Consider the following 21,819-nt stretch of genomic DNA (forward strand, 5'->3'; position numbering starts at 1 on the left):
TGCCCCGCGACCCCGGGGTTATTTGGCCTCGGAAAACGCATCAGGCGGGCTCGAGAGAGGCTTTCGCCTCGTCGAGCAGGCGCTTGGCCTCGCTGCCCTGAATCCTGGCGATGTCGTCCTGGTATTTCAGGATGGCGCCGAGCGTGTCCGAGATCACCTCGGGCGAAAGGTCGATCACGTCGAGCGCCAGCAGGCACTTGGCCCAGTCGATGGTCTCGGCGACGCCGGGCTTTTTGAAAAGATCCTCGGTGCGCAGCCGCTGCACGAAGGCGACGATCTGACGCGACAGCGCCTCGGCCACCTCTGGCGCGCGGGCGTGCAGGATTTCGAGCTCGCGGGGGAAGTCGGGATAGTCGACCCAGTGGTAGAGGCAGCGGCGCTTCAGCGCGTCATGCACCTCGCGCGTGCGGTTCGAGGTGAGGATGACCGTTGGCGGCTCGGGCGCGGTGATCGTGCCGAGTTCGGGGATGGTCACCTGAAAGTCGCTCAGCGCTTCGAGCAGGAAGGCCTCGAAGGGCTCGTCGGTGCGGTCGAGTTCGTCGATCAGCAGGATCGGTGCGCCGTTTTCGTCTGGCCGCATGGCCTGCAGCAGCGGACGCTCGATCAGGTAGTCGGGGCCGAAAAGGTCGTGTTGCAACTGGCCGCGATCGGCCTCACCGGCCGCCTCGGCGGCGCGGATGGCGATCATCTGGGCGGCGAAGTTCCACTCGTAGACCGCCGAGCCCGCGTCCAGCCCCTCGTAGCATTGCAGGCGAATGAGACGGCGCCCGGTGGCGAGACTCAGCGCCTTGGCGATCTCAGTCTTGCCGACGCCCGCCTCTCCCTCGAGGAAGAGCGGCCGCCCGAGCCGAAGCGCCAGAAACAGCACCGTGGCGAGCGGGCGCGGACAGACATAGCCGGTGCGCGACAGAAGCTCCTGCACCGCGTCGATCGAACTGGGGTCTTGCATGTGGGTCTCCTCCTGCCTTGATTGCTGCCCGGCAGCAGGCCGCCGGTCAAGGGAGATGCGCAGGTTCCCCGCAGCGGGTGCCCGGCGCTTTGCCACACTCAGCCATGACGCGCTGCATGCGCTCGACAGCCACCTCGTGGCGGATCCGGTGCGCGCCGGGCTGCCCGCCGCCGCGGTGCGCGGGCGTAAGGTGCGCCTTGCCGCGCTCATGGGAGAGGAGCCCTATCGCGCGCTCACGGGGCGGCTGATGGTTGCCCCGCCCTCGCGCCCTCTGCCGCCCGAACTGGCGCGCCCTCTGATCGCCGCCGCGACCCGCGCCCGGCAGGCAGGCAAAGCCCGGGATTCCGTGCAACCATCTCCCTCACCGTGATTTTTCTTGCCGCCTCACCACCGCCGTATTACCCCTAAAGCCACATATTTCCGCCCCATTCCGCTCCCAGTCTGGCAACATCCGAGAGCGGTGCTACCGTGGGGAAAAACAGCCGCCCCAGCACGGGCCCGACCGGACGCGACAGGACAATGGCAGGTATCATGAAGGACAACACGGATCAGCTCAGGCACGAGATAGTCTCCGACGACGATCTCGATCTCACCGATGTTGACCTCAGCATGCACAGCGGCTGCAACTGGATCGCGGCCATCTCCGAGATCGGCGAGCAGCACGGGTTCGCCGAACCGCTGGGCAAGCGGCACCACGCGGTCTTCGTCGAGGATGGCGACACCCTGCTGGTGAGCTTTGAGTCGATGCCCGGGATTTCGTCCTATAGCCAGACCGCCACCCCGCTCGGCTGGGAGATGCAGGCGATCGAGGGCTGGTCGAGCCTGTCGCTGATCTGCACCGCCGACACCTGGTTCCGCGACGCCGAGGTGATCCGCTTCTTCGACCAGCTTCTGGACGATGGCTTCTTCGACGCCTTCGAGAAGGTGATCTTCTACGGCGCCGGCCCCTGCGGCTATGCCGCCGCCGCCTATTCTGTCGCCGCACCCGGTGCGCGGGTGGTGTTGCTTCAGCCGCAGGCAACGCTCGATCCACGGATCGCGGAATGGGACGACCGTTTTCCCGAGATGCGCCGCGTCGATTTCGCCTCGCGCTTCGGCTACGCGCCCGACATGATCGACGCCGCGCAGGCGGCCTATGTGCTCTACGACCCGCAGGAGCGGATGGACGCCATGCATGCCGCGCTGTTCGAGCGGCGCAACGTGAGCCGGTTCCGCCTGCCCTATATGGGCGACGCGCTGCAAGGCGACCTGCTGGAGCTCGACCTCGTGCACCCGATCCTCGCAGCTGCCGCCGACGACCGGCTGGACCGTGCCGAGATGGCCCGGCTGCTGCGCGCGAGGCGCAACCATACCCCCTATCTGCGGCGGCTGCTGTCGCGGCTCGACGTCGAAAACCGGCCCTTGCTGGCCGAATGGCTCTGCGCCAATGTCACCGCCCGGCTGAACGCGCCGCGCTTCCGCCGCCGTCTCGACGCGCTGCGCGCCGAAGGTGAGGCGCGCGAGGGCTGAGCCGGACCAGCCGCGCCGCGTGGAAAGCGGCGCAGCGCGTCCTCAGCGCACCAGCGAGCCGACCCGCGACACCTGGCCACCGCCGACCGGCGCGGCCACACCCGTTGTCGAAGGCCCCGAGGTCGGCCAGCCCTGCGCCACGCGCACGGCAAGAAATCCGAACGCCTGCGCCTCGAGCATGTCGCCGTCGAGCCCGGCCTCCTCGACCGGCACCACCGGGCAGTCGAGCCCGGCCTGCAACATCGCCATCATCACCGGGTTGTGCCGCCCGCCGCCGGTGACCAGCAGCCGCTCGGGCGGGATCGGGCAATGCTCCATGCCCTGCATCACCGCAGCCGCCGCCATGGCGGTCATCGTGGCGGCGGCATCGGGGTCGGAAAGCTCGCGCACGAGGTCCAGCATCAGCGAGAAATCATCCCGATCGAGGGATTTCGGCGGCATGCGGCGGAAGAAGCCCTCTTCGAGGAAAAGCTCCAAAGCCCCGTCGACCACCTCGCCCCGCGCCGCCAGCGCGCCGTCGCGGTCGCAGTCGAGACCGAGCCGCTCACCCACCAGATCGTTGATCGGCGCATTGGCAGGCCCGGTGTCGAAGGCCAGCAGCGCGCCAGGCGCCTCGGGCGCAGGTTTGCGCGGGTCCACCCAGGTGAGGTTGCCGACCCCGCCGAGGTTGAGGAAGGCCACGGGCGCCTCGGCCCCCATCTTCCGCGCGCAGGCGAAATGATAGAAGGGCGCCAAGGGTGCGCCCTCGCCCCCGAGAGCCACGTCGGCGGAGCGGAAATCCCAGACCACGTCGCGCCCGAGCGCCTCGGCCAGCGCCCCGCCGTCGCCAAGCTGATGCGTGCCGCGACCGTGTGGCTCATGCGCCAGCGTCTGGCCGTGAAAGCCCACAAGTTCGGCCTCGGGGAACTCGGCCAGCAGCTCGGCATGGGCGCGCTGCACGACCTCGAGCGCCTCCTCCAGGCCCGGCGTTTTGCCGTCATCGGGCCAGCGCCCCAGCGCGGCCTTGAGCACCCGGCGCTCGGCCTCGGTATAGGGCCGGTAGCCAGAGCGCCCGAACTCGTGGATCTCTGCCCCGTCGGTGCGGATCAGCGCCGCGTCCACCCCGTCGAGAGAGGTTCCCGACATACACCCCAGCGCCCAAACGGAGCGTGCACCCAACTTGCCCTTCACCTTCGCCTTCCCCGCGCTTATAGGAACTTTCGGACTATAAGAGGGATCCACGATGACCTACCATCCCAAATCGGACTTCATGCGCGTCATGATCGAGCGCGGCTACCTTGCCGATTGTACCGATTATCAGGGCCTCGACGAGGCGCTGTGCAAGGGCGTGGTCACCGCCTATATCGGCTATGACGCGACGGCGAAGTCGCTGCACGTGGGTCACCTTCTCAACATCATGATGCTGCGCTGGCTGCAGAAGACCGGCCACAAGCCGATCACCCTGATGGGCGGCGGCACCACCAAAGTGGGCGACCCCTCGTTCCGCTCGGACGAGCGCCCGCTCTTGGGGCCGGAGCAGATCGACGCCAACATCGCGGGCATGAAGCAGGTCTTTGCCAAGTACCTCAGCTATGGCGGCGAAGAGACCGATGCGCTGATGCTCAACAACGCCGAGTGGCTCGACGGGCTCAACTACCTCGAGTTCCTGCGCGACATCGGGCGGCACTTCTCGGTGAACCGGATGCTCTCGTTTGAATCGGTAAAATCGCGCCTCGACCGCGAGCAATCGCTGTCGTTCCTCGAGTTCAACTACATGATCCTTCAGGCCTATGACTTCCTCGAGCTGAACCGCCGCTACGGCTGCGTGCTGCAGATGGGCGGCTCGGACCAGTGGGGCAACATCGTCAATGGCATCGACCTGACCCGCCGCGTGCTCGACCACGAGATCTACGGGCTCACCTCGCCGCTGCTGACCACCTCGGACGGCCGCAAGATGGGCAAGAGCCAGGGCGGCGCCATGTGGCTCAACGCCGACATGCTGAGCCCCTACGAGTTCTGGCAGTTCTGGCGCAACACCACCGACGCCGACACCGGGCGGTTCCTGAAGCTCTACACCGAACTGCCGGTCGAGGAATGCGAGCGGCTCGGATCGCTGCAGGGCTCGGAGATCAACGAGGCGAAGATCATCCTTGCCAACGAGGTCACCACGCTCTGCCACGGCGCCGAGGCGGCTGCGGCGGCCGAGGCGACTGCGCGCGAGGTCTTCGAGAAGGGCGGCGTGGGCGACGACCTGCCGACGCTGGAGCTGACCGCAGACGAGATCGGAGAGGGCATCTCCATCGTGCAGGTGATCGTCCGCGCGGGTCTCGCCAAGTCGGGCAAGGAAGCCAAGCGGCTGATCACGGAGAACGGCGCGCGGCTCGACGACCAGCCGCTGACCGACGCCGGTCTGATGCTCGACGCCGCCGCGCTCTCTGCGCCGGTGAAGCTTTCTGCGGGCAAGAAGCGCCACGCGCTGGTGAAATTGGGCTAAGGCCTTCAGAGCTGACTTCGGGAGGGGCGGTGCCGGAGGGTGCCGCCCTTTCTGCGTCCGGCGCGCCGAGCCACGCGCGCCGGACGCGCACGCGCTCGCGCGGCGACTTCGGGCCGTCTTGGCCCCGGCACGACGCCGCCACCGCACAGCCTGCCGCTTTCGGACATGTCGCCGCCGTCCCGCGCGCGCATCCTGAGCCCATGACCGAGCGCCACGCCCCCCTTGTCGTCTTCACCCCCTCCGGCAAGCGCGGCCGCGTGCCCGTCGGAACGCCAGTGCTCGCGGCGGCTCGGCGGCTCGGCGTTGATCTCGACTCGGTCTGCGGCGGGCGTGGGATCTGCTCGCGCTGCCAGATCGCCCCCGCTTTCGGACAGTTCGCCAAGCATGGCATCACCTCCACCGAGGCCGCGCTCTCCGACTGGAACGCGACCGAGGCCCGCTACGCCGAGAAACGCGGCCTTGCCCCCGGACGGCGGCTCGGCTGCCAGGCGCGGATCCTCTCGGACGTGGTGATCGACGTGCCCGCCGAGAGCCAGCTGCACCGGCAGGTCATCCGCAAGGACGCCGAGGCCCGCCCGGTCGAAATGGACCCGGCGCTGCGCCTCTGTCTCGTCGAGGTCGCGCCACCGGACATGCATGCGCCGTCGGGCGATCTCGAACGGCTCACCGAGGCGCTGCGCGCGCAATGGGGCATCGAGGGTGCCACGATAGAGCCTGCGCTGCTCGCCAGCCTGCAGACCACCCTGCGCGAGGACAGCTGGACCGTCACCGCCGCGCTGCACCGGAGTTCCGCCGAGACCGCGCCGCGCATCACCGCGCTCTGGCCGGGGCTGCTGGAGGGCGATCTGCTCGGGCTGGCCATCGACCTTGGCTCGACCACCATCGCCGCGCATCTGGTCTCGCTGCGCAGCGGCGATGTCCTCGCCTCCGCCGGCGCGATGAACCCGCAGATCCGCTTTGGCGAGGATCTCATGTCGCGCGTCTCCTACGCAATGATGAACCCCGGCGGCGCGGCCGAGATGACCGCCGCCGTGCGCGCCGGGCTGAATTCCCTGGTGCAGGACATCGCCGCCAAAGCAGACATCGAAACGGGCCGGATCCTTGACCTGACCCTCGTCGGGAACCCGGTGATGCACCACCTGCTGCTCGGCCTCGACCCGGTGGAGCTGGGACAGGCCCCTTTTGCGCTGGCCACTTCCTCGGCGCAGAACCTGCCGGCGCGCGACCTCGGCCTCACCGCTCTGCCGCCCGGCGCGCAAGCCTATCTGCTTCCGCTCATCGCCGGCCATGTAGGCGCCGATGCCGCCGCCGTCGCGCTCTCGGAGGCGCCCGACCGGTCCGAAGATCTGGTTCTCACCGTCGACGTCGGCACCAACGCCGAGATCCTGCTCGGCAACAGGCGCCGGGTGCTTGCCTGCTCCTCGCCCACCGGACCCGCGTTCGAAGGCGCGCAAATCAGCTCCGGCCAGCGCGCCGCCCCGGGCGCCATCGAGGCGATCCGCATCGACCCCGACACCAAGGAGCCGCGCTTCCGGGTCATCGGCTGCGAGCTGTGGTCCGACGCGCCGGGCTTTGCCGAGGCCACCGCGCGCAGCGGCGTCACCGGGCTTTGCGGCTCGGGCATCATCGAGGCGGTGGCGGAAATGCGCATGGCCGGGTTGGTGGACGCGGGGGGGCTCATCGGCTCGGCGCAGCAGACCGGCACCCCGCGCATGCTCCCCGAAGGCCGCACGCATGCCTATATCATCCACGATGGCAGCGCCGAGGGAGGACCCGTGATCACCGTCACCCAAGCTGATATCCGCGCCATCCAGCTGGCGAAAGCCGCGCTTTACGCGGGTGCGCGGCTGCTGATGGACGAAATGGGCGTGGACAAGGTCGACAGGGTCGTGCTGGCAGGGGCCTTCGGCGCGCATATCTCGCCGCGGCACGCGCTGGTGCTGGGAATGATCCCCGACGTGCCGCTGGCGCGCGTCACCTCGGCAGGCAATGCCGCCGGCACGGGCGCGCGCATCGCGCTCTGCAGCCTCGCGGCCCGGCGCCGTATCGAAGTGCTTGTGCGGCAGATCACCAAGGTCGAAACCGCCATCGAGCCGCGCTTCCAGGAGCATTTCGTTGCCGCGAGCGCGATCCCCCATGCCAGCGCTCCCTTCGCCGAGACCCGCCGCGCCACGCCCCTGCCCGAGCCATCGTTCAACACCGAGGGCCCCCGCCGCAGGCGGCGCTAGACGACGACCGAGAGCGCGGCACGTCGGCCCGCCGCAGCAGCGCGCGGCCGCCAGCTTGCTGTTGCCAGCCCCGCGCCGCCGGACCGCGAGAAATCTGCGCCGCGCCCGCTTGACGTGCCCGCGCCGCCCGCGTAGATCAGCCTTCAGAGCGCGGGTATGATGTAATGGTAGCCTGTCAGCTTCCCAAGCTGAACGCGCGGGTTCGATTCCCGCTACCCGCTCCAACTCCTCCGAGAATTCCGGGCTTTGCGCAGGTCCCACAGACCCGTTGTCCCGTGGGCCGTCAATGCTCCGCCCGCAGCCGCTCGCGCAGCAGCCGCACGCCCTGGCGCACGTCGCCCCGCACCGGCCCTTCGCGCGGCGCATCCCGCAGCGTGGTGAGCAGCGACTCCGAGGGCCGCCCCTTGCGCGCCCAGACCTGCCGACGCAGCACCGCCTGCGCCGCTTCGGGAAGCCGCTCGGGCACCGAGCGGCCCGAGAGCGTCGCCCAGACCAGCGACCAGCAGCGCGGTGCGCTCCAGGGGTTGTAGCCGCCACCGCCCGAGACGATCAGCGCAGGGGCCAGCCCGCGCAGCGCCGCCGCGGCCCGCGCATGCGAACGGTTCGACAGCGCCAGCCGCGCCAGCGGATCCTCGAGCACCGCATCCGCCCCGCACTGCAGGAAGATCGCATCGGGGCGAAAGGCCGCCACGGCGGGCAGAATCATCTCCTCGAGCACCAGCGCGAATTCCGTGTCGTTGAACTCCCGCGGCACCGGCATGTTGAAGGCCGCCCCCCCGGCCCGGTCGGCCAGCGCGCCGGTGAACGGCCAGCGCCGAGCCTCGTGCACCGAAATCACCCGCACCTGCTCCGAGCCGTCGAAGGCGATCTCCACCCCGTCGCCGTGATGGGCGTCGATGTCGACATAGGCCACCCGGCGCATCCCGAGGCTCAGCAGGTGGCGGATGGTCAGCACCGGCTCGTTGAGAAAGCAGAAACCGCTGGCCCGATCCGCCAGCGCGTGATGCGTCCCGCCGCCGGGATTGAACACCGCGCCGCCCTGCGCTCCGACGATCTCTGCGGCCAGCAGCCCGCCGCCCACCGCCGTGGCGGGACGCCGGTACATCTCGGGAAAGACCGGGTTCGACAGGGTGCCGAGCCCGTGCCGCTGGCGCACCTCCTCGCTCACCGTCCCCGCGGCCTCAGCCGCCTGAAGCGCCGCCACGTAGCGCGGCGCATGGAAGCCGGTGAGGGCCGCGGGCTTGGCCCGCGGCGAGACCCGCCACTGCGACCCGGGGAGCCAGCCAAGCGCCCGACAGAGGTCGATCACCGCCGGCACCCGTTCGATCGACAGCGGGTGCAGGCGCCCGTAGCGCGAGCCGCGATAGATTTCCGAGCCGATGAAGGTCGCCACCGCCGCCTCTCCTGGTGTTGCGTCTAGAGTCTTGGGTCTATCTTCTAGGTCCAGATATCCCGGGGGAAAGGCGCGCAGCGGCTCGGGGCAGAGCCCCGTCATACCGCCGCTACCCCGCGATCGCCCGCAATGCCCGGGTGCGAGCCGGCGGGATCGCCGCGGTTTCGACACCGGTGAAGACATGCAGCGTGTTCATCTGCCGGTCCACCACGGCATGATCGCTCACCCAGCCGCCCATCCCGAGGTAGGTTCGCAGGAGCGGCGGGATCAGCTTGAGGGCCCCACGCGCCTCGGTGGTGGCCGGGGAGAAGCGTACCACCTCGGCCGCCTTGACGCCGATCTGCCAGCGCGCCGGGGCGGCGTGGCGGGCACGCAGGACGCCGAAGGCCGGGTCGTAGCGGGCCGCGTCGGTTCCGGTGAAGCTGGCGCAGCCGAAGAGCAGCCGCGCGCCGCCCCGATCGACGAGGGCGGCGATCGCGCCCCAGGCCAGCCGCAACACATCAGGATCGACCAGCCCCGGCCGGGTGCAGAAGCGCCCGAGCTCGATCAGTGGCCCGCCGTAGCCCTCGAGCCGGGAAAGATCGTAGTATTGCGCCGAATAGCTGCGGCCGATCTCGGCGCTGGTCTCGAGCCAGAGGTAGCGGAAGCAGGCGAGCAGCAGGCCGGTCTCATCCTCGACCAGAACATGGCGGCAACGGCTGTCCAGCGCGTCGGCATCGGGGCCCTTGCCGGGGCCGAAAAACGCCAGCCCGCGCAACGCCTGCGCCGCCTTCACGGCTTCGGCATCCGTGGCGGAGCGTGCCCGGAACCGGCCCCGGGACAGGATCAGACCGTCCTCCCCCGAAGCCTCATCCTGCACGCGGGAGGACATGGTCAGCGCCTCATTGCTGGTCGAGATCGCCGAGGGTCAGGCCGCCGATATTGCCAAAGAGCTTGCGGATGAAGCCCATCTCGCCGTCGTTGGTGCGGGTGATCCGGCGGGTGATCGGCACGACGTTGCCGTCCTCGAGGCCGTAGCGCGAGATGTTGTTGACCACGCCCTGCCCGTCGAAGGTGATCGCCAGCACCTCGCGATCGATGACCTCGGGCTCCTGCCAGGCGAAGCTTCGCACTTGCGATTCAATGTAGTAATAGCCGCCCGCGTCGCGCACGCCCGAGGCGGCGGGCACGCCGATCACGTCCTCCACCGTCGCGCGCGTATCGATCCCGGGCACGATCTGCTGAAGGTCGTCTTCGCGTGGCACGTAGCCATGCGTCTGGTACTGAGCCGAGCAGGCGGACAGTCCCAGTGCGGCGCTTGCAGCCAAAAGCGCTATTCTCACCCGTGATACCATGGACGCAGTCCTGCCCCTTGCCATGCCCCGGAGGGCCTTCTATCCCGCATTACACAACCCAGCCAAGCGCTTCAAGCAAAGGAAAGGCGAGCCCATGGACAGAGGCGGAAACCCCGCGCGGCTGCGCGTCTCGACACTGCGCCGCGACGTGGCCACAGACTTCGATATCAGGCCCGAGGCCGAGGAACGTTCGGCCTTGGCCAAGGACCTTGGCCTGCTAGGCCTGCGCAAGGCCCGGCTGGCGGGCAAGCTGACCCCCGAGGCCGGCGGCGCCTACCGGCTGACCGCCGATCTCGGCGCGACGGTGGTACAGCCCTGCGTCGTCACCCTCGATCCGGTGACCACCCGGATCGACGAGGAGATCTCCTTGCTGTTCCGGCCGGCGCAGCAAATCGCCGACCCCGATCCCGGCTCCGAGGTCGAGGTGCCCGAAGACGAGGAAGAGCCCCTGCCCGACGTGATCGACCTGCGCCGGATTCTTTCCGAGGCCCTGTCCTTGGCGCTGCCGCCCTACCCGCGCAGCCAGGCGGCGCTCGAGATGGCCGAAGCGGCGCCGGATGCGCCCGAGGAGGACCCCTCCGAATCTCGCCCGAACCCGTTTGCCGGGCTCGCGGGGCTGCGCGATCGGCTCTCGAAGGACGAAAAAGAAGAAGACTGAGCCGGTGGGGCGCGAAATCTCTCTTGCGGTTTGGCAAGAAATACCTATTTTCGCGCCTTCATCGGAATTCCGGGTTGCACGCCTCCATGGGTTAAGACTATGAGGCCGGGCACGCCCGAACGTTATCGGGCACCCGTATAGCCCCCACACGCGAACAATCGAGGTTGAGACATGGCCGTCCAACAGAACAAAGTATCGAAATCGCGCCGCAACAACCGTCGCGCCCATGACGCGCTGGTCGCGGCCAACCCCAACGAGTGCAGCAACTGCGGCGAACTCAAGCGCCCGCACCACGTCTGCCCGTCATGCGGCCACTACGCCGACCGTGAGGTCGTCGCCATGGCTGACGAGATCGACCTGGACGAAGACGCAGCATAAGTTGCGGATAGGCCCGATCGTCGCATGACATCCGCAACGGATAACCGTCAGGCGCACGGGCCTCTGGTCCTCTCAATCGACGCCATGGGTGGCGATCGCGGGCCGGCAACGATTGTTGCCGGTCTTTCCGCCTTTGCGCGGAAGCACCGCGATGTCCATTTCCTGCTGCACGGACCCGAGGCCGAGTTGCGCCCCCTGGTAGACAAGCAAAAAGGTTTGTCTGCCCAGGTCGAGATTCGCGATGCCTCCGGCGTCGTGGCGATGGAAGACAAGCCGAGCCACGTGATGCGCAACGGGCAGGACACCTCGATGTGGTCCACGCTCGACGCCGTTCGCAATGGCGAGGCCACGGTTGCCGTTTCCTGCGGCAACACCGGCGCGCTGATGCTGCTGTCGATGGTGCGGCTGCGCAAGCTGCCCGGGGTGAACCGCCCCGCCATCGCCGTGCTCTGGCCCTCGCGCAACCCGCAGGGCTACAACGTCATGCTCGACGTCGGCGCCGACATCCGCGCCGATGCCGACGACCTGCTGAAATACGCGATGATGGGCGCATCCTACGCCCGCAACGGTCTCAACCTCGAGCGCCCGCGCATCGGCCTGCTGAACGTGGGCACCGAAGAGCACAAGGGCCGCGCGGAGCTGAAGGCCGCGAATGACCTCATCGCCGCCAATGCCGAGACCGGCGGCTTCGATTACGTCGGCTTCGTCGAGGGCGGAGACATCCCCGGCAAGCGCTGCGACGTGATCGTCACCGACGGCTTCACCGGGAACATCGCGCTGAAGACCGGCGAAGGCACTGCCTCGCTGATCAATTCACTTCTCCGCGAGGCTTTCACCTACTCGCCGCTGTCGCGCCTCGCCGCGCTGCTCGCTCTGAGTTCGCTCAAGCGGTTGCAGGCGCGCGTAGATCCGCGCCGCAAGAACGGCGGCGTCTTCCTCGGCCTCAACGGCACTGTGGTGAAATCCCACGGCGCTGCCGATGCCACCGGGGTGGCCGCGGCGGTGGAACTGGCCTATGACCTCGCGCAGTCCGGCTTCGGCGACAGGCTGGCCGCCCGCGTGGCGAGCGCCGCTGCGGCCGCCGACCCCGCCGCCGACCCAGCCCCAGAGGCGCCGGACGGCACAGATACAAAGAAAAACGGAACAGGCAAATGAGCATCAGGGCGAAGGTCGCGGGCATCGGGCATTACCTGCCTCAGCGTGTGGTCCCCAACGCGGAATTCGAGAAGACCCTCGACACCTCCGACGAATGGATCCGCTCGCGCTCTGGCATCGAACGCCGCCATTTCGCCGCCGAGGGCGAGACCACCTCGATGCTCGCCGCCAACGCCGCCGAGGCCGCGCTGAAGGATGCAGGGCTCGAAGCTTCCCAGATCGACGCGCTGATCGTCGCCACCTCGACGCCCGACCTGACCTTCCCCTCTGCTGCCACCATGGTGCAGGACCGCATCGGCATGACCGGCGGCTTCGCCTTCGACGTACAGGCGGTCTGCGCCGGTTTCGTCTACGCCCTGTCGACCGCCAATGCGATGATCGTCTCGGGCCAGGCCAAGCGCGTGATGGTGATCGGCGCCGAGACCTTCTCGCGAATCATGGATTGGACCGACCGGGGGACCTGCGTGCTCTTCGGTGACGGCGCCGGGGCGCTGATCCTCGAGGCCGCCGAGGGCGCGGGCACCTCCGCCGACCGCGGCATCCTGTCGGTCGATCTGCATTCCGACGGCCAGTTCCGCGACCTGCTCTACGTTGACGGCGGGGTGTCGACCCAGTCCACCGGCCATCTGCGCATGGAGGGCAAGGAAGTCTTCCGCCACGCAGTGGAAAAGCTCGCCCAGACCGCGACAACTGCGATGGAAAAGGCCGGGATCACCTCGGAAGAGGTCGATTGGGTCGTGCCGCATCAGGCCAACATCCGCATCATCAACGGCACCGCCAAGAAGCTCGGCCTGCCGATGGAGCGCGTCGTGGTGACGGTCCAGGACCATGGCAACACCTCTGCCGCCTCGATTCCGCTGGCCCTGTCGGTCGGCAAGGCCGAAGGCAAGATCAAGCAAGGCGACGTGGTGGTCACCGAGGCCATCGGCGGCGGTTTGGCCTGGGGCGCTGTCGTCCTGCGCTGGTGAGCGCAAAAATCCGGCAAAATCCGGCCCTTGCAGGCTCCACGCCCGCAAGGGCTGCTTGACTCGGAATCCGCCTCCCCCCTATGCTGTGGCGCAACCTTGGGAGGCTGCCAAATGAGTGACAAGACTTTGACGCGCATGGATCTCAGCGAAGCGGTGTTTCGCGAGGTCGGGCTGTCGCGCAATGAAAGCGCCGAACTCGTCGAGTCGGTGCTGCAGCACATGTCCGACGCGCTGGTCCGTGGCGAGCAGGTGAAGATCTCGTCCTTCGGCACCTTCTCCGTACGCGACAAGGCGGCGCGCATCGGCCGCAATCCCAAGACCGGCGAAGAGGTCCCGATCCAGCCCCGCCGCGTCCTGACCTTCCGCCCGTCGCACCTGATGAAGGAACGGGTTGCCGACGGCAACAAATCCTGATCCGCCACGGCGCCCTCGCGGTCCCGGAGCTTCCCGGCACTGCGCCCCTGACGGGTCCAAGACATATCTGAAGCCTGCGCGCCCGCCCGGCGGCCCCGCGCAGCAGGGGGTACCACCGCATGAGCAAGTCGCGCGACGCATTCCGCACCATTTCCGAGGTGGCGGAGCTTCTGGACACGCCGGCGCACGTCCTACGTTTCTGGGAAACCAAATTCACCCAGGTGAAACCGGTCAAGCGCGCGGGGGGGCGACGCTACTATCGGCCCAATGACGTCGCCCTTCTTGCCGGGATCCGCCAGCTGCTGCACGACGATGGGCTGACCATCAAGGGCGTGCAGAAGGTGCTGCGCGAACAGGGGGTGAAACATGTCGCCGGCATTGCCCCGCCGGCCGAGCTGCTCGACGACGTCTCCGAGGCTGAGCCCCCCTCGGCCGAGCCCGTGCCCGCCTTCGAGCCGCAGGAAAGCGCCACGGTGCTGCCCTTCGCCCAGGCTGCGCCCGCAGAGTCATCCGACCTCGCAGAGGCCTCGGAAGACGCTCCGGAGCCTGCGCCCTTCGAGCCTCCGGAGGAGATGCCGAGCTACGCCGCAGCCACACCGCTCTTCCCCGAGACCGACGACCCCGAGCCCCATGCTGACGACGAGGGCGCGCCCTGGGCGGAAGACCCGGAGGCCGCTCCGGCCGAAGAACCCGCGCCCGGGACCGCGGATCTGCCCGGGTTCATCACCGAATCCCTCGAGGCCCGCGCCGCGGAAACCCCGCCCCCTGCGCTCCCCGATGTGCCCGATCTGTCGGCCCTTCCACGGCCTGCGCCGGGCGCGCTCTCGCAGCTCTCCGGGCTGACCCGGATCGACGCCGCCAAGGCTGCCGAACTGGCGCCGCATGTTGCCGCGCTGCAGGCTCTGGTGGCCGCGCGCCGGGGCGCCAGGGTGACCTAGGGAGACCGGGGAAAAAACTTTCATCTTGGGGGTTGCGCGTGCGGTGAAAACCGATATGAAACGGCCTCACAAGTCGGGCTATAGCGCAGCCTGGTAGCGCGTCCGTCTGGGGGACGGAAGGTCGCAGGTTCGAGTCCTGCTAGCCCGACCAAATACTCCCCATCGCCGTTTCTGACTTGTCCACCTCCGCCCGGGGGTGAGGGAACGGCCCCGCCAAACCGCTGGCGACAAAACACAAATTCCCACCATTTCGAAACGACCCTGAACCGCGCGCGGCATCTCGTGCAGGTCCTTGCGCTGCGTCACCAACCGCGCACAGGCGAGCAACCACAGGGCCGGAGCGCCGCATTCCTCGTTCCCTTCGCCCCCGCCGCTTGCTAAGCACGATCAACGCAATACGAGGGAATGTGACAATGACAGGGGTGCTCGCCAGCCAGCAGATTTCGGCGCTTGTCGAGAGCGGGGCGATCCGCCTTGAGGCCCCCCTCGTCGACGGGCAGATCCAGCCTGCCAGCCTTGACCTGCGGCTCGGCACCGAGGCGATCCGGGTTCGCGCCTCTTTCCTTGCAGGCGAGGGTCGCACGCTGGCCTCGCGGATCGACGAATTCGAGATGCACCGGGTCGATCTGACCGAAGGCGCCGTGCTGGAGAAGGGCTGCGTCTACGTGGTGCCGCTGCTCGAGAGCCTCGACCTGCCCGCCGGGCTGACCGCGGTCGCCAATGCCAAGAGCTCCACCGGCCGGCTTGACCTGCTGACCCGCACCATCACCGATGGCGGCACCGAGTTCGACCGCATCGTCGGCGGATATAGCGGACCCCTCTATGCCGAGATATGCCCCCGCTCCTTCTCAGTGCTGGCCCGCACCGGGATGCGCCTCAACCAGATTCGCTTCCGCCGCGGCCAGTCGATCCTCAGCGACGCCGAGCTGACCGAGCTGCACGCCGCCGAGACGCTGGTGACCGGTGGCCCGGCGGTGATCGGTGAAGGGCTCGGCTTCTCGGTGGACCTGCGCCCCGAGGGAACCGATCTGGTGGGCTGGCGGGCCAAGCCGCACACCGGGGTGATCGATCTCGACCGCATCGGCCACTATGACCCGGCCGAGTTCTGGGATCCCCTGCAGGCCTCGCGCGGGCAGCTGATCCTTGATCCCGATGCCTTCTATATCCTCGTCAGCCGCGAGGCGGTGCACATTCCACCGCGCTTCGCTGCCGAAATGGCGCCCTATCTTGCCATGGTGGGCGAGTTCCGCGTGCATTACGCGGGCTTCTTCGACCCGGGCTTCGGCCATTCCGCCGCCGGGGGCACCGGCTCGCGCGGGGTGCTCGAAGTTCGCTGCCACGAGGCGCCCTTCGTGCTGGAGCACGGGCAGATCGTCGGGCGGCTCGTCTACGAGCGCATGGATGAGACGCCGGGGCAACTCTATGGCGCCGGGATTGCGTCGAACTATCAGGGCCAGGGGCTCAAGCTCTCCAAGCATTTCCGAAGCTGAGCGCGCCGCTTCAGGCTGCCTCGCAGAGCACTACCCTGCGCGTGTCCCCCGGCTCGGCGCTGCGCAGCGCTTTGCGAGCGCGACGGATCGACGGCGCCGGATCGCCGTCGCCGCGGCGCGCCATGACCACCGCGGCCGAAAGCTGGATGCGACTCATCTCGCGCTCGGGGTCGCGGAGTTCTGCGACAAGCGCACAGAGCTCTGCCGCGCGTTCGCCCAGTTGCTCGAGCGTGCAGTTCCGGACCATGAGCAGGAGGCTGAGCTCTTCTTCGCGGCACAGGAGTTCCTCGGGGCGCAACGCGCGCTGCAACTCGGACGCGACCAGCCGCAGCAGCCGTTCCGCCGCCTCTGGCCCCGAGCGATGCGCCAGATCGACGATCCCCTCTATCTCGATCAGCACAAGCCCGTGGCTGGTGATCGGCCCGAAGGTGGCGCTGAAGAGCTCGGCCGAAGCGCGGCTTCGCATCCCGGTCGAGGGGTCGCGCAGCGCCGCGTTATAAAGCCGCCATTCCGTCAGCCGCAGCCGCGTTGCACTGCCGTCGTATTTCATGCCCAGAAAGAGGATCACCGCAAGCAAGGCCAGCGCATCGACCACCATCACCGCAACGCCCCAGGTGGCGCCCCAGTGCTGGGGCACGAAGCGGGCGGCGACCGCCTGTGCCGCCACCAGGATCAGCCAGGAAAGAAGGATCGTCCGCACCGCGCGCCCGGCCCGCGAGCTGCTGACTAGCGGGCGCAAGATCGGGCGCCTGGCGTGGCGCGCGGCGTTGGCAACGCCGAGCGCCAGCAGCATCACCGAAGTCGAGAGTGACATCTCTCCGAAGAGCATTGGCGCATTGTTGAGATATCCGATCGCCGCCACGAAGGGCAGGCCCGGCGCCATGAATGACAGGCCAACAGAGGAGACCGGCAGGCGCCGGAAGCAGAGCTGTCCCCCGGCCAGCAACACGAAGGAGACCGCCGTATTGCCCCCCATGCGGCCCGCGCCGAAATCGATCCCATTCCGATAGCCGAGGCCGGTCAGCAGGCACAGCGCGATCACCAGCATCCAGATCAGCGTTTCGCGCGGGTCCGAGCGCCGCAACGGCTTTTGCATCAAGGTTGCGGCCAGCGCCCCGGTGCCCGCCAGCAGGGTGGGCACGGAAAGCGCGCTGTCGCCGCTTGGCGCGTAGAGCCGCGAGATCCCGTAAAGATGGCCCTCCGCGGCGACAATCAGCAGCGCTCCGGCCAGCACCAGACAGACCTTTCGCGTCCAGGCGAGCGGGCGCAGGCTGGGATGGGCGGGGCTCAGGAATAAGCCGTCGCTCGCCCTGAGGGCGCGAAAACTTGCACCGTGATCCACAATTTGCACCTCCATCATCCTGCGGCGGGGAGATTGAGAGTCGCATGGGCCGATTAACCTCGCCCTAAATTGCGCGGCGATCCGGGTCGCTCTCACGGCGAGTTACGAAAAATTTGGCAACAACTCGCATAGATATCTTCTTGTCGCGCGGCCCCGCTGTCCTTGCCTCGGGGCGCAGCTGCGCGCGCGAAGGCAAGAGAACCCCCGCCCCCTGGCATTGGTTCCCGGCAGTGCCGGCCGCGCGCGGAACTTCGCGCAAACTCCTTGAAATCAGTAACTTCCGGTCGCTTTCTTATCTTCTCCCGGAACATCCGCCGGGATGTGGTGTTGTGGGACCATGAGGCGGATCGCAGCGCGGGCCGCCAAAGACTTGAAAGGACTTGATCATGAACACCAAGAAGACGCTCCTTCTCTCGCTTCCGCTTGTCGGCCTCGCAGCTGCCCCGGTTTCGGCCGCGATGACCGCCTCCGCCACCACCGAGCTGAACCTGCGCTCGGGTCCTGGCCCGCAATACTCCGTCGAGAGCGTGATCCCCTCGACCGAAGAAGTCGACGTGATGGGCTGCCTCGCCGACGCCGAATGGTGCGAAGTGAGCTACCAGGGCACCTCGGGCTGGGCCTATTCGGCCTATCTGACCACGCCGGTCGAAGACGAACCGGTCGTGATCTATGAGAACCGTGATCGCGTCGAAGTGGAAACCGTGACCTATGACGACACCAGCAATGCCGCCGCCGGAGCCGGTGTGGGCGGGGCCTGGGGCGCTGCCGTGGGCTCGCTGATTGTCGGTGGCCCCGCCGCCGTGGCCGCGGGTGCCGTGATCGGCGCCGTTGCCGGTGCCGCCAACAATGTCGAGGAAAAGACGGTCACCTATATTCAGTCGAACCCGGTGGAGCCGGTCTATCTCGACGGTGAGATCGCCGTGGGTGCCGGTATCCCGCAGGAGATCGAGGTCTACCAGGTCCCGGAAAGCGACTACGCCTATCTGAACGTCAACCAGCAGCCGGTGGTGATCGATCCCGAGACCCGCCGTATCGTGAAGATCGTGCGCTAATTAACTGTTATGATGTAGAAAAGGCCCCGTTCGCGGGGCCTTTTTTACGTTGGTTCGTAGCGATCAATCCTCGAAGAGTTCGGATTGGCCGGGGGCCTCCTCCTCGTCCTCGGGCTCAGGATCGGTGAGCGGCACGAGTCCCGGCGGCGGGCGGTTGTCGAGAAGGCCCGCGGCGCGAAGCTCCTTGAGCCCCGGCAGATCGCGGGCGCTCTCGAGGCCGAAGTGGTCGAGGAACTCTTCGGTCACCACGAAGGTCACCGGCCGCCCCGGGGTCATCTTGCGGCGGCCAAAGCGGATCCATCCCATCTCGAGCAACTGGTCGACGGTGCCGCGCGAGACGCTCACGCCGCGGATTTCTTCGATCTCGCCGCGGGTCACCGGCTGGTGATAGGCGATGATCGCCAGCGTCTCGATCGCCGCGCGCGACAGCTTGCGGGTCTCCACCGTCTCCTTTTGCATCAAAAAGCCGAGGTCGGGCGCGGTCCGGATCGCCCAGGCGTCACCGACGCGCACAACCTGCACGCCCCGCCCTTCGTAGCGCTTGCGCAGGTAGGCCAGCGCCTCGGCGGGATCGCAGCCATGCGGCATGCGCTCTTGCAGTTCGCGCACGGTGACCGGCTCGGCGGAGGCGAAAAGGATGGCTTCGACCATGCGTTCCTGATCGCCCATGGGCGGCGCTTCGAAGAGGCTTTCGCTGCTGTCCTGCGCCGCGCGCCGCTCGGCGCGCGTCAACTCGATATCGTCACTCACGCGGATTCTCTCTCTTGCGCATCTCGATGGGCGCGAAGGTGTCGGTCTGGCGGATCTCGGCCTTGCCCTCCTTCACCAGCTCGAGCGAAGCGGCAAATGTCGCAGCCGTGGCGGAACGCCAGCGCTGGGGATCGCCGGACCAGCCGTCCGGCAGCCAACGGGAAATGTCGGTCCAGTCACCGGCATAGCCGATCATGCCGCGCATACGGTCAAGCGCCTGCTCCATGGTGAAGACGTCGTGCCGGTCCATGACGAAGGGGCGGAAATCGTCGCGGGTGCGGGTGCGGGCATAGCCCTGCATGAGGTCGAGCAGCGACGCGGTGTATTTCACCTTCCGCAGGCGCTGCATGTCCTCGGGAATGCCTCGGGCGAAAAAGTCCCGGCCCAGCCGGTCGCGGGCCATCAACCGCGCCGCCACGTCGCGCATCGCCTGCAAGCGGTGCAACTGGAACGCCAGATGTGCCGCCAGCTCTTCGCCCGACGGCCCCTCTTCGGTGGGATCGGGCGGCAACAGCAGCCGCGATTTCAGGAAGGCAAGCCAGGCGGCCATGACGAGGTAGTCGGCGGCCAGCTCGATGCGCAGCTCTTTCGCCTTTTCGACAAAGCCGAGGTATTGCCGCGCCAGCTCGAGGATGGACACCTTGCGCAGGTCCACCTTTTGCGTGCGCGAGAGCGACAGCAACAGGTCGAGCGGCCCTTCGTAGCCCTCGACGTCGACGATCAGCGCCTCGGCCGCAAGGCGGTCGGCGACGCTGAGCGTCTCGAACTCCAGTTGCGCATCGTCCTGCATTGGTGATCAGCGGGGCCCGGCCAGCAAGGCCTCATGCTCCGCCTTGAGCGCCGCGATGTCAATCTCGGCAGGGATGGTACGGGCGGCAAGCGCCGCCTCGGCCCGGGACTGCGCGGCTTCGGTCATCTGGCCCGCGGCCTCGACCACCGGCCGCATGTCGTCCATCTTGCCGTTGCAGTGCAGCACCACGTCGCAGCCCGCGGCCACGGTGGCCGCGCTGCGCTCCCCGATGCTGCCCGAGAGCGCCTCCATCGACAAATCGTCGCTCATCAACAGACCCTGGAACCCGATGTTCTCGCGGATCAGGGCGATCATCTCGGGATCGACCGTGGCGGGGCGGGTGTTGAGCCCCTCGTAGACCAGATGCGCGGTCATCGCGAGCGGCAGATCGGCGAAGGGCCGGAAGGCGGCGAAGTCGATGTCCTCGAGCTCTTCGCGCGGCGCGGAGACGCGCGGCAGATCCTTGTGGCTGTCGAGCTGCGCAAGCCCATGGCCCGGCAGGTGCTTCATCACCGGAAGCACGCCGCCGTCGGTCAGCCCCTTCACCACGGCCTGCCCCATGGCGACGACGGTCTCGACGTCTTCGGCGTAGCAGCGATTACGCAAGAAGGCATGGGTGCCCGGGCGCGCCACGTCGAGCATCGGCGCGCAGTTGCCGTCGATGCCCACCGCCCGCAGCTCGGCGGCGATGATGCGAAAGCGCAGTTCCATGGCGCGGGCCGCGGTCTCGCCGGCCTGCGCCACCTCGTCGAGCGGCGGCAGGAACTCGGTGGCCAGCGGCGCGCGCAGGCGCTGCACCCGGCCTCCCTCCTGGTCGGTGAAGACAGGGGCGTGCCAGCCGACGGCGGCGCGCAGGTCGGATGTCAGCGCCCGGAGGTGCTCGGCGCTCTCGACGTTGCGCGCGAAGAGGATGAAGCCAAAGGGGTTGGCCTCGGCGAAGAAGCGTTTCTCCTCGGCGCTCAGCGTCAGACCGAGCGGGGCGAGGATGGTGGCTCCGAAACGGGTCATCGCGTGGTCACCGGGATGCAGTCGGCGTTCTCGGCGACGAAGGCAGCGCAGAAGCGGCGGGCGTCGGCGAGATCGGCAAAGCCCGCGGCGCGCAGACGGTAGAAGGTGCGCCCGCCGGAACTGGCGCGTTCGATCACCCGGTCCTTGCCATCCATGAATTCGCCGAAGCGGGCGCTGAAGCGTTCCCACTCCTGGCGGGCGACGTCTTCGCTGGCATAGGCCCCGAGCTGCGCGAGGCGGGTGCCTGCGGGCAGCGTCTCTGGGTTGATCTCCGCGGGACCGGCGGGCTCTTCGGGGGCGGGCGCCAGCGCGACAGGCTGGTTGAGCAGGTCTCCGGGGCGGGTCGACGGGCGCAGCGAGCGGATCAGCGCGCCCGCGGGGGCGGCGCCGGTGACGCTGGCCACCAACTCGCCTTCGCCCTCATCGGAAGAGAGCTCGCTGAGCGGGCGGGCGTTCGCGGCGATCTGGTCGGCAAGCGCCTGGATCGGATCGAGGTCTTCACCCTCGGCCGCGCCCTCGGCGCCTGCCTCGTCCTGCGAGAGCGAGGCGGTGGCGATCTGCGCGGATTTCTCGCGCAGCGCAGCGAGCTCCTTCTGCGGCATGTCATCGTCCGACAGGCCGATGCCCTGCGGCGCCAGCAGCAGCCGGTCGGCGCCGGGCTCGGCAAGGCCGGTGCCCGCAACGGCATTGACCGCCAGCCCGATATGATCGGCCGTGGAGCCGCCCGGATCCTCGGGGGCGATCCGCATCGGACCGTCCATCGCCTGCACCACGGGGATGCCGTTCACGTCGCGCATGAGAAGCTCGTAGCCCCACATCCCGACGCCAACGACCAGCGCAAGCGACACCGCTGCGCCGGCCCAGTTTGCCAGGGATGCTGCTCTCCGCCCGGTCGGGGCCGGGGTTTCCGGCCCGTCGTAGGGGTAATCCGCCATGTTTGCCTCGGTCTGCCTGTCGGGCCGGCACGGGGTCTCCCCGCCGGCCATCTTG

At 68.3% G+C, this 21,819-nt stretch carries 22 protein-coding genes and 2 tRNA genes; 14 read left to right on the plus strand and 10 right to left on the minus strand.

Annotated features, from left to right (window positions below):
• Positions 1-40: 40 nt before the first annotated feature.
• A complete protein-coding gene (locus tag G0D83_RS20150; RefSeq protein ID WP_108965279.1) occupies positions 41-949 on the minus strand; it encodes a MoxR family ATPase in 909 nt (302 codons plus the stop codon).
• Positions 950-1,004: 55 nt separating this feature from the next.
• Between G0D83_RS20150 and G0D83_RS20155 the strand changes: the two genes are divergently transcribed.
• Both G0D83_RS20155 and G0D83_RS20160 read left to right on the plus strand, forming a co-directional pair.
• Entirely contained in the window at positions 1,005-1,319 is a 315-nt protein-coding gene (locus G0D83_RS20155; RefSeq protein ID WP_164196420.1) for a hypothetical protein, read from the plus strand.
• A 161-nt stretch (positions 1,320-1,480) separates the two neighbouring features.
• Entirely contained in the window at positions 1,481-2,458 is a 978-nt protein-coding gene (locus G0D83_RS20160; RefSeq protein ID WP_370457282.1) for a phosphoadenosine phosphosulfate reductase, read from the plus strand.
• Positions 2,459-2,500: 42 nt separating this feature from the next.
• Here the strand turns inward: G0D83_RS20160 and G0D83_RS20165 are convergent, their stop codons facing one another.
• Entirely contained in the window at positions 2,501-3,583 is a 1,083-nt protein-coding gene (locus G0D83_RS20165) for an anhydro-N-acetylmuramic acid kinase (protein WP_235939472.1), read from the minus strand.
• Positions 3,584-3,680: 97 nt separating this feature from the next.
• Here G0D83_RS20165 and tyrS point away from each other — a divergent pair, with 97 nt between their 5' ends.
• The 3 genes from tyrS to G0D83_RS20180 all read left to right on the plus strand — a co-directional run bounded on the left by tyrS (position 3,681) and on the right by G0D83_RS20180 (position 7,383).
• The gene (gene tyrS, locus G0D83_RS20170) at positions 3,681-4,931 is read left to right on the plus strand and encodes a tyrosine--tRNA ligase (protein ID WP_108965275.1); all 1,251 of its coding nucleotides are present in this window, start codon (positions 3,681-3,683) and stop codon (positions 4,929-4,931) included.
• Between the two features lie 200 nt (positions 4,932-5,131).
• Complete coding sequence (locus tag G0D83_RS20175) at positions 5,132-7,159, plus strand: ASKHA domain-containing protein (RefSeq protein ID WP_164196528.1); 2,028 nt, start codon at positions 5,132-5,134, stop codon at positions 7,157-7,159.
• A gap of 150 nt (positions 7,160-7,309) precedes the next feature.
• Positions 7,310-7,383 (plus strand) — tRNA-Gly (locus G0D83_RS20180).
• 59 nt (positions 7,384-7,442) lie between these two features.
• Here the strand turns inward: G0D83_RS20180 and G0D83_RS20185 are convergent.
• From G0D83_RS20185 to G0D83_RS20195, 3 genes are all read right to left on the minus strand, one after another.
• On the minus strand, positions 7,443-8,552 hold the full coding sequence (locus tag G0D83_RS20185; RefSeq protein WP_370457283.1) for an acetoin utilization protein AcuC: 1,110 nt from the start codon (positions 8,550-8,552) through the stop codon (positions 7,443-7,445).
• Positions 8,553-8,661: 109 nt separating this feature from the next.
• The gene (locus G0D83_RS20190) at positions 8,662-9,423 is read right to left on the minus strand and encodes a GNAT family N-acetyltransferase (protein ID WP_164196530.1); all 762 of its coding nucleotides are present in this window, start codon (positions 9,421-9,423) and stop codon (positions 8,662-8,664) included.
• A gap of 10 nt (positions 9,424-9,433) precedes the next feature.
• Positions 9,434-9,859, minus strand: coding sequence for an outer membrane protein assembly factor BamE (locus tag G0D83_RS20195; protein WP_370457284.1), 426 nt, complete (start codon positions 9,857-9,859; stop codon positions 9,434-9,436).
• Between the two features lie 121 nt (positions 9,860-9,980).
• Between G0D83_RS20195 and G0D83_RS20200 the strand changes: the two genes are divergently transcribed.
• The 8 genes from G0D83_RS20200 (at position 9,981) to G0D83_RS20235 (ending at position 15,887) form a co-directional block, all read left to right on the plus strand.
• Positions 9,981-10,544 carry a DUF177 domain-containing protein gene (locus tag G0D83_RS20200; protein WP_164196531.1) on the plus strand — a complete coding sequence of 188 codons (564 nt, stop codon included), beginning with the start codon at positions 9,981-9,983 and terminating at the stop codon, positions 10,542-10,544.
• 171 nt (positions 10,545-10,715) lie between these two features.
• A complete protein-coding gene (rpmF, locus tag G0D83_RS20205) occupies positions 10,716-10,922 on the plus strand; it encodes a 50S ribosomal protein L32 (protein WP_066106415.1) in 207 nt (68 codons plus the stop codon).
• Positions 10,923-10,946: 24 nt separating this feature from the next.
• Complete coding sequence (plsX, locus tag G0D83_RS20210; protein WP_164196532.1) at positions 10,947-12,077, plus strand: phosphate acyltransferase PlsX; 1,131 nt, start codon at positions 10,947-10,949, stop codon at positions 12,075-12,077.
• A complete protein-coding gene (locus tag G0D83_RS20215; protein ID WP_164196533.1) occupies positions 12,074-13,045 on the plus strand; it encodes a beta-ketoacyl-ACP synthase III in 972 nt (323 codons plus the stop codon). The genes plsX and G0D83_RS20215 overlap by 4 nt, the downstream gene beginning before the upstream one ends.
• Positions 13,046-13,156: 111 nt before the next feature.
• Positions 13,157-13,459, plus strand: coding sequence for an integration host factor subunit alpha (gene ihfA / locus G0D83_RS20220; protein WP_095881078.1), 303 nt, complete (start codon positions 13,157-13,159; stop codon positions 13,457-13,459).
• 119 nt (positions 13,460-13,578) lie between these two features.
• Positions 13,579-14,397, plus strand: coding sequence for a MerR family transcriptional regulator (locus tag G0D83_RS20225; RefSeq protein WP_164196534.1), 819 nt, complete (start codon positions 13,579-13,581; stop codon positions 14,395-14,397).
• Positions 14,398-14,471: 74 nt separating this feature from the next.
• Positions 14,472-14,548: transfer RNA gene (locus G0D83_RS20230), tRNA-Pro, on the plus strand.
• A 262-nt stretch (positions 14,549-14,810) separates the two neighbouring features.
• On the plus strand, positions 14,811-15,887 hold the full coding sequence (locus G0D83_RS20235; RefSeq protein WP_164196535.1) for a 2'-deoxycytidine 5'-triphosphate deaminase: 1,077 nt from the start codon (positions 14,811-14,813) through the stop codon (positions 15,885-15,887).
• A gap of 10 nt (positions 15,888-15,897) precedes the next feature.
• On the opposite strand, the gene G0D83_RS32815 is transcribed toward G0D83_RS20235, so the two are convergent.
• Complete coding sequence (locus G0D83_RS32815) at positions 15,898-17,238, minus strand: GGDEF domain-containing protein (RefSeq protein WP_164196536.1); 1,341 nt, start codon at positions 17,236-17,238, stop codon at positions 15,898-15,900.
• A 377-nt stretch (positions 17,239-17,615) separates the two neighbouring features.
• Between G0D83_RS32815 and G0D83_RS20245 the strand changes: the two genes are divergently transcribed.
• Complete coding sequence (locus G0D83_RS20245) at positions 17,616-18,281, plus strand: DUF1236 domain-containing protein (RefSeq protein WP_164196537.1); 666 nt, start codon at positions 17,616-17,618, stop codon at positions 18,279-18,281.
• A 63-nt stretch (positions 18,282-18,344) separates the two neighbouring features.
• Here the strand turns inward: G0D83_RS20245 and scpB are convergent, their stop codons facing one another.
• The 4 genes from scpB to G0D83_RS20265 all read right to left on the minus strand — a co-directional run bounded on the left by scpB (position 18,345) and on the right by G0D83_RS20265 (position 21,764).
• A complete protein-coding gene (scpB, locus tag G0D83_RS20250; protein WP_164196593.1) occupies positions 18,345-18,950 on the minus strand; it encodes an SMC-Scp complex subunit ScpB in 606 nt (201 codons plus the stop codon).
• A gap of 73 nt (positions 18,951-19,023) precedes the next feature.
• Positions 19,024-19,821, minus strand: coding sequence for a ScpA family protein (locus tag G0D83_RS20255; protein WP_164196538.1), 798 nt, complete (start codon positions 19,819-19,821; stop codon positions 19,024-19,026).
• A 6-nt stretch (positions 19,822-19,827) separates the two neighbouring features.
• Positions 19,828-20,829, minus strand: coding sequence for a beta-N-acetylhexosaminidase (gene nagZ, locus G0D83_RS20260; RefSeq protein WP_164196539.1), 1,002 nt, complete (start codon positions 20,827-20,829; stop codon positions 19,828-19,830).
• On the minus strand, positions 20,826-21,764 hold the full coding sequence (locus G0D83_RS20265) for an SPOR domain-containing protein (protein WP_164196540.1): 939 nt from the start codon (positions 21,762-21,764) through the stop codon (positions 20,826-20,828). The genes nagZ and G0D83_RS20265 overlap by 4 nt, the downstream gene beginning before the upstream one ends.
• Between the last annotated feature and the right edge of the window lie 55 nt (positions 21,765-21,819).

This window comes from Salipiger sp. PrR003, from assembly GCF_010500785.1.
GTDB classification, from domain to species: domain Bacteria; phylum Pseudomonadota; class Alphaproteobacteria; order Rhodobacterales; family Rhodobacteraceae; genus Salipiger; species Salipiger pacificus_A.

Coding starts and splice junctions, on each gene's coding strand:
- G0D83_RS20160 (WP_370457282.1), top strand. CDS start 1,481: ATGAAGGACAACACGGATCAGCTCAGGCACGAGATAGTCTCCGACGAC.
- G0D83_RS20255 (WP_164196538.1), bottom strand. CDS start 19,821: ATGCAGGACGATGCGCAACTGGAGTTCGAGACGCTCAGCGTCGCCGAC.
- G0D83_RS20190 (WP_164196530.1), bottom strand. CDS start 9,423: ATGTCCTCCCGCGTGCAGGATGAGGCTTCGGGGGAGGACGGTCTGATC.
- G0D83_RS20225 (WP_164196534.1), top strand. CDS start 13,579: ATGAGCAAGTCGCGCGACGCATTCCGCACCATTTCCGAGGTGGCGGAG.
- G0D83_RS20235 (WP_164196535.1), top strand. CDS start 14,811: ATGACAGGGGTGCTCGCCAGCCAGCAGATTTCGGCGCTTGTCGAGAGC.
- G0D83_RS20265 (WP_164196540.1), bottom strand. CDS start 21,764: ATGGCGGATTACCCCTACGACGGGCCGGAAACCCCGGCCCCGACCGGG.
- tyrS (WP_108965275.1), top strand. CDS start 3,681: ATGACCTACCATCCCAAATCGGACTTCATGCGCGTCATGATCGAGCGC.
- G0D83_RS20155 (WP_164196420.1), top strand. CDS start 1,005: ATGCGCAGGTTCCCCGCAGCGGGTGCCCGGCGCTTTGCCACACTCAGC.
- G0D83_RS20215 (WP_164196533.1), top strand. CDS start 12,074: ATGAGCATCAGGGCGAAGGTCGCGGGCATCGGGCATTACCTGCCTCAG.
- ihfA (WP_095881078.1), top strand. CDS start 13,157: ATGAGTGACAAGACTTTGACGCGCATGGATCTCAGCGAAGCGGTGTTT.
- G0D83_RS20175 (WP_164196528.1), top strand. CDS start 5,132: ATGACCGAGCGCCACGCCCCCCTTGTCGTCTTCACCCCCTCCGGCAAG.
- G0D83_RS20150 (WP_108965279.1), bottom strand. CDS start 949: ATGCAAGACCCCAGTTCGATCGACGCGGTGCAGGAGCTTCTGTCGCGC.
- rpmF (WP_066106415.1), top strand. CDS start 10,716: ATGGCCGTCCAACAGAACAAAGTATCGAAATCGCGCCGCAACAACCGT.
- scpB (WP_164196593.1), bottom strand. CDS start 18,950: ATGGGCGATCAGGAACGCATGGTCGAAGCCATCCTTTTCGCCTCCGCC.
- G0D83_RS20200 (WP_164196531.1), top strand. CDS start 9,981: ATGGACAGAGGCGGAAACCCCGCGCGGCTGCGCGTCTCGACACTGCGC.
- G0D83_RS20165 (WP_235939472.1), bottom strand. CDS start 3,583: ATGTCGGGAACCTCTCTCGACGGGGTGGACGCGGCGCTGATCCGCACC.
- G0D83_RS20245 (WP_164196537.1), top strand. CDS start 17,616: ATGAACACCAAGAAGACGCTCCTTCTCTCGCTTCCGCTTGTCGGCCTC.
- plsX (WP_164196532.1), top strand. CDS start 10,947: ATGACATCCGCAACGGATAACCGTCAGGCGCACGGGCCTCTGGTCCTC.
- nagZ (WP_164196539.1), bottom strand. CDS start 20,829: ATGACCCGTTTCGGAGCCACCATCCTCGCCCCGCTCGGTCTGACGCTG.